The sequence below is a fragment of the Sphaerochaeta sp. S2 genome (assembly GCF_016406725.1).
Lineage (GTDB): Bacteria > Spirochaetota > Spirochaetia > Sphaerochaetales > Sphaerochaetaceae > Sphaerochaeta.
In genome coordinates this window covers 1-5,860 of the sequence record NZ_JAEKNT010000473.1, presented here as the reverse complement: position 1 = coordinate 5,860, position 5,860 = coordinate 1, and the positions used below count along the sequence as shown (strand labels likewise).

5 protein-coding genes are annotated in these 5,860 nt (G+C 47.8%); 1 reads left to right on the top strand and 4 read right to left on the bottom strand.

Annotated features, from left to right (window positions below; all coding sequences use genetic code 11):
• Positions 1 to 387: 387 nt before the first annotated feature.
• From JF818_RS13720 to aroE, 3 genes are all read right to left on the bottom strand, one after another.
• Positions 388 to 2,205, bottom strand: coding sequence for a nucleoside-diphosphate sugar epimerase/dehydratase (locus tag JF818_RS13720; protein WP_198892545.1), 1,818 nt, complete (start codon positions 2,203 to 2,205; stop codon positions 388 to 390).
• 147 nt (positions 2,206 to 2,352) lie between these two features.
• On the bottom strand, positions 2,353 to 2,880 hold the full coding sequence (locus tag JF818_RS13715) for a transcription termination/antitermination protein NusG (protein WP_198892544.1): 528 nt from the start codon (positions 2,878 to 2,880) through the stop codon (positions 2,353 to 2,355).
• A gap of 37 nt (positions 2,881 to 2,917) precedes the next feature.
• Positions 2,918 to 3,790, bottom strand: a complete 873-nt coding sequence (aroE, locus tag JF818_RS13710) for a shikimate dehydrogenase (RefSeq protein ID WP_198892543.1) — start codon at positions 3,788 to 3,790, stop codon at positions 2,918 to 2,920.
• 131 nt (positions 3,791 to 3,921) lie between these two features.
• On the opposite strand from aroE, the gene JF818_RS13705 reads away from it, so the two are divergent.
• A complete protein-coding gene (locus tag JF818_RS13705) occupies positions 3,922 to 4,635 on the top strand; it encodes a transglutaminase family protein (protein WP_233067894.1) in 714 nt (237 codons plus the stop codon).
• A gap of 9 nt (positions 4,636 to 4,644) precedes the next feature.
• On the opposite strand, the gene JF818_RS13700 is transcribed toward JF818_RS13705, so the two are convergent.
• Positions 4,645 to 5,454: a hypothetical protein gene (locus JF818_RS13700; protein WP_198892541.1), complete on the bottom strand. Its 810-nt coding sequence runs from the start codon at positions 5,452 to 5,454 to the stop codon at positions 4,645 to 4,647.
• Positions 5,455 to 5,860 lie beyond the last annotated feature (406 nt).

The window sequence follows — 5,860 nt, the reverse complement described above, 5'->3', positions numbered from 1 at the left end:
CACGAAGGCTCAGCGGCTCATCTTCGATCTGTTCAGTGTTGAGTATCCATGGAAAGGCAAGCTGATGAATGTAGGGGATGAAGATCCGTTCGAGACTGATTGTCCGCTCTCATAGTTACAAAACTTCGGGAATTTGGGTTAGAATCTGATAAGCTGATTTTTAACCGTCAACAATTGCTTGAAGAACAAATTATTAGATGCAGAAAGGCCGTATATACAGCTCCACAAGAATTGAGATTCTGTTACAGTTTATATATTCATTCCCCAACGAAGCGAGAGGAAAACAAGGTGAGATACCCCGTCCATTGGAATGAAAAAGGAGGCAACGCCTCCTGAGTTCAAAACTTGTCCTGAGATATTGATCCTTTTCATTCTTGGCTTAACAACCTACATCTTTGGATCCTTGAACTCAGGAACCAACTCATGGAGCATTTTCAGCATCTCCTCAGGTGCACTCTTATCAAAGGCAGTAAGATAGTGATTCAGGAAAGACAGCTCACTGATGGTGTGGTTGTTCACCTTTGCTTTGAAGACCAGCTTCTCCTCGGTAGCAATGGTGGTGTCCTTGTTGGCAAGAAGTTCCTCATAGAGCTTCTCTCCTGGGCGCAGACCGGTTACGATGACCTGGCTCCTGCTATCCCCATAGTACTTCACGAGCTTCTCTGCAAAGTCATAGATCTTGACTGGCTGGCCCATATCCAGGACCATCACCTCTCCACCCTTTGCCATACTGGCTGCCTTGAATACCAAGCCAACTGCCTCAGGAATTGCCATGAAGTAACGGATAATGTCCTTATGGGTGACGGTTATGGGAACCCCTGCCTTGATCTGGTCCATGAAGAGGGGAAGCATGCTTCCCCGGCTTCCCAGGACATTGCCAAAGCGTACACAGACAATTTCTGTCTCCTTGCTGTTAAGCATACCGGCCATCAACTCGACCACCCGCTTGGTAGCTCCCATTACGTTGGTCGGGTTCACTGCCTTGTCGGTGGAGATGACCACGACCTTCTCAACCTGGTGCTCCTTGGCACTCTTGAGTACAGCATAAGAACCATTGATATTGGTTGTGATGGCTTCTTCTGGATAGAGTTCCTGAAGCGGCACATGCTTGTAGGCTGCAGCGTGGAAGACCAACTGTGGTTTGAACTGGGTCATGATACGGTCAATCTTCTTTCGGTTCTTGATATCACAGACAATGGGTATGACCAGGTCACTCCACTCCTTCTGGTAGTTATGTAGCCGCAGGGAAAGATCATGGAGCTCTGTCTCATCAATATCGAGCAGCAGGAGCTGCTCTGGACCATAGGTAAGCAACTGCCGGCAGATCTCGCTACCGATACTTCCCCCGGCTCCCGTTACCAGAACACGTTTCCCACGGACCATCTGCCTGATCGGCTCCTTGTCGATGCTGATCAGGGGACGACCAAGAAGGTCTGCATAGTCAAGATTTCTGAGGTCCAGCTCTTTCTGGCCCTCCTGCATCTCAAAGAGGGATGGGATGACCTTGATGTCACAACCTGCTTCCTTTGCCGCATCGACAGCCAGAAGCATTCTCTCCTGGTCAATCTGGGTAATGGCAATGATCAGTGTCTTGGCTTTCAGGTTCTGAAGCACCTGTGGCAAATCCTTCACACTCCCGTAGACCTTCACCCCGAGCATATAGGTACCGTGGAGATGCACTTCATCATCGACAAATCCTACAATATGGTAGGGAAGTTTTCCCTTTTGGTACTGTCTTACCAAGGTATTTCCCAACTCCCCTGCCCCATAGATAACAGCTCGAGGATGCTGGTTGTTGCTCTGTTTATTTCTGAACACCAAGACCGACCGGTAAAAAACACGAAACCCCATCACCAGGAGAAAGCCGAAGATGTCGGTACTGACTATAAAGGGGATCCAATCACTACGGAATCCAAGGTAAAAGCCAATAAGCAGTACACCAAGGATGGTTACCGGAATAAACGCGGTCAAACCACGACCGAGCAGGTCGAGGGAGCTCTCACTGATTCTGATATGGTAAAAACGAACGGCAAAAAGGAGTAGGATGGTGGCAAGAATATTAAAATAGAGTAATGAATCGAAATTGAAGGGTAATGACTGGAAAACCACCCAGGAAGCCAGCAGTCCGGCAACAAACAAAAAAAGTGCATCCATTGCCATCAGGACAACCCAGCGGATATAACGACTCTTCACCATTTCACTCATACAACATCACCCCTGGTCTCTATCTTCTTCTGCTCCCATGCAGAACGTGTAGCACAAATTTTCTTGTGACACAGGAGCTCGGGTAGCGCTACTATACCATGCCGCTCATGCCCTGTAAATGAATCGTAGAGAAATCTCTCTTTCCAGCTACCTACTGGACTCAACAAACTCTACCGGCATACTCACACGCCTGATCACCTCTGCAAACTGGAACTCGACCATTACCCTGCTGTGACGATAATCAACCTTCACAATCGTGCCCATGAAGTCCTGCATCGGCCCGTCGATAATTTTAATCGGCTCACCCTTTTTATAGACTACTTTCGATGGCCTGATGGTACCCTTATTGTGCATAATCCAAGCAGCATACTCATAATCAGGGCCTTGCAGTTCGATGGCCTTGTTCAGATTTCTCAGGAATCCATAACAACCAGGTAGCTTCAGTACATCCCGACTAAAATCCTGTAACGACACCTCACTGGAGAGCAACAGGTACCCAGGGAGTATGGGATGGTCAGTCATGATCTTCTTTCCCTTGCGACGGTCGATCATACGACGCATGGGAATGAAGGCCATCACCTCATCTTCCTCAAGTTCACGACTGAAGAATTTGAGCAGATGAGCCTTCACGTACTCTTCTCTTCCTGTCCTGCAAGCAATGAAGTAGTAGTTCATAGTCGCCCATAGTACAGTATTTGATATCTGTTTGTCATCAGAGTGAAAAGGCCTCTGCCAGTGCTGACCTCATCACCTCTGCATCGGCGTCTCTTCCGGTCCAGTTCTCAATACCAAGTACACCCTGGTTCACCAACATTCCCAGTCCATCAAGGGTAGCAGCTCCTGCTTGTCTTGCACGCTTCAAGAAAGCCGTATCGGTGGGATTGAATACCACATCACAGGCAATGACATCCCGTAGTCCCTGGGAGAATGCAACATCGATACAGCTATTCTCATCAAATAGCCCAACACTGGTGGCCTGCACCACCACCAAGCCATCTTCTTCTATCTGGTAGGTACCTTCCCAAGCTTGGGTAGATATTTTTGTATTCGTGACACCCTGTAAACGCTCAGCAAGTGCTTCTGCTTTCTCTCTGGTACGGTTTACCAGTACAACTTCTTTCACTTCAGCGAGGACCAACTCCACGACAATGGCTGAGGCGGCTCCACCTGAGCCGAAGAGCACCACGCGCCTTTCACGGAGATTGCTGACCTGCTCCTTCAGCGACTGCAGGAACCCCTTTCCGTCGGTATTGTCTCCTTGGTAGGTACCATCCGATTGCAACGTGATACAGTTCACCGCATTGCTGAGTCGCGCACTTTCAGTGAAACTGTCCAGGTAGGGAAAGACCTGTTGCTTGAAGGGAGCGGTGACATTACCTCCGGCAACATGCAGGGCTTTCAACCCCTCCAGTGCTGTTTGCAACTGGTCACTCTCCACCTCACAGGTGATGTATTGACCAGGAAAGTCCATATCCAGAAAGGCTTCTTCCATCATATATTGGGTGGGGTTTCCCACCACCGGGTTACCAATGCAGAAAAACAGTGAAGGGAGCGGGCCCTTCATCAGTGCATGTAGTGTATCCATTGCATTCTCCTCCTCTGTATCGTAGTACAGCTTTATCTTTCTGTCTAATGCTTATACGGATTACTCATAATATACTCATGTCTGGTAACTATACGCTCATGGGCGTATACTAGTAACCAAAAGAGGTATTGATGGATTTAGACGAGCAACGATATACAGAACAGACAGCACTCCTTGATTATACACATCCTACTATCGCCGCACTCATCCAAAAGCAGGGCTGGATTACCCTCCCTACTCCTGGTAGTCGTATTGCCGCAGTCTATACCTTTGTTCGTGATGCCTTCCCCTTTGGGTATAGTGAGCACTTTGCAGTGCCTGCTTCACAGGTACTTGCTCAAGGCATGGGCAACTGCCTTACAAAGACCACGCTCCTGATGGCACTGCTTCGTGCAGTGGGAGTACCTTGCCGGTTGAAAGCTGCCATGATCAGCAAGGTAATCCACCGAGGATTACTTGGTGAGGTCTCTTTCCTTTTCAGTCCACGACATCTGCACCATGCATGGGTAGAATTGTATCATCAAGATCAGTGGATCGAGGTCGGAGGACATATTATTGACCGTCCCTATCTGGAAAAGCTCCAGCAAAAGTTTGCCAACTTTATCGGAAGCTTTTATGGCTACGGGATAGCCGTGACCCACTTCAGGAATCCCCCGATCAGTTGGGAGGAAGAGGAGACAGAGATCCAGAGTAAGGCGATCAGAGAGAGCCTTCACACGTTTAACGACCCAGATTCCTTTTTCAGCACCTATCCTGAAGCAGAGAGAAGAACACACTCCCTGGCCTACAAACTGATCCTCCGGCCAAAGCTCAACCGTTCGATCAGGAAACTGAGAAATAGCTGAACCGTCTCTTTACCTGGGTTCTTCCTTCTCCCCCAATGTTGGTACAAAGTGCCTAAGGAACCCAGCTTTCTTGGAGCGGTACTTCACATAAAAATAGCCGGCAATACTGAAGGCAAGTGCTCCAATAAAATTGACAAACAGATCCTCCATGGTGTCGAAGAGCCCAATATCCAGGTATCCACCTACTCCCAATGGTTTTCCATTGACCACTACTTCTTCAATACCGCTTAAGGTGATAACCCTCTGGCTGTTAGTTGGGTCCAGAGAGACTGAGCGAATCGTGGTGAGCACAGTATCCTTTTGCATATCCAAGCGAAAGACCACATCCATGAAAAACTCGAAGAACTCCCAAACAACACCAATGGTCATGGAGAAGCAGAAGGCAACAATGGAAACGAAGAAGGGAGAGAGCCGGATGGAGAAACGTTCGTTCTGGTTGAGAATATCCACCAGGGAAAACCCGATTGCTGCTGCCAGAAATCCATTGAATGTGTGTAGTAGCGTATCCCAGAAGGGGAAGGTCACATAGTAGGAGCGCATCTCCCCGAGTATCTCGGCTGCAAAAATGAAGAAGAGGATGATGTTCTCCAAGGTGTCCGGTATGTCGATACGGGTGTTGGTTTCTATCAGGGAAGGAATGGCGAACAGGAAAAGGGTAAGCACACAAAGGAAAACATTCTCATAGTTCCGATTGAAGAGCTGGGCGACCAGTACCAAGACAACAATGAAACGTAGGATGTAGTGCACGATTCGTGCACTATCCTTTTCCCTCAAGGCCTGGCGGAATGATTTCTTCTCTGGGGCTTTCCACTTCTTCATGCCTAGCATTGTGAGGTGAGAAAGCATGCCGGTCAATAGTGTCCTGCCCATCATAACCAGAAGCACATTACTAATCTTTCAAGGCATTTTTCCAATACAAACCATACAATTTCAGCGGTATCATAACTAATCGTTTTTCTAATCTATATTTACTTTCACCCCTGTACATGGTATCGTTTAATGGTTTAAGGAATCACTCTAACAACAGGTTACTATGCACACCTTCGTACCTTACACCCAAGTATGCTTGTTGGTAGAGCAATTCTTGCACAAGAAAGAATTTCGTCGGGAAAGCGAGATTGTCTCACAAATTTTTGCATAGGAAAATGGGGACCCAGGTATGGAAGAAACGTTGTACGAGGACGAAGGCATCAGCATAAGTGAACTTATTGGCATTGTATTGAAG

Excerpts from the sequence above, each read along its gene's own strand:
- aroE (WP_198892543.1), bottom strand. The coding sequence starts at position 3,790 with ATGGATACACTACATGCACTGATGAAGGGCCCGCTCCCTTCACTGTTT.
- JF818_RS13720 (WP_198892545.1), bottom strand. The coding sequence starts at position 2,205 with ATGAGTGAAATGGTGAAGAGTCGTTATATCCGCTGGGTTGTCCTGATG.
- JF818_RS13705 (WP_233067894.1), top strand. The coding sequence starts at position 3,922 with ATGGATTTAGACGAGCAACGATATACAGAACAGACAGCACTCCTTGAT.
- JF818_RS13715 (WP_198892544.1), bottom strand. The coding sequence starts at position 2,880 with ATGAACTACTACTTCATTGCTTGCAGGACAGGAAGAGAAGAGTACGTG.
- JF818_RS13700 (WP_198892541.1), bottom strand. The coding sequence starts at position 5,454 with ATGAAGAAGTGGAAAGCCCCAGAGAAGAAATCATTCCGCCAGGCCTTG.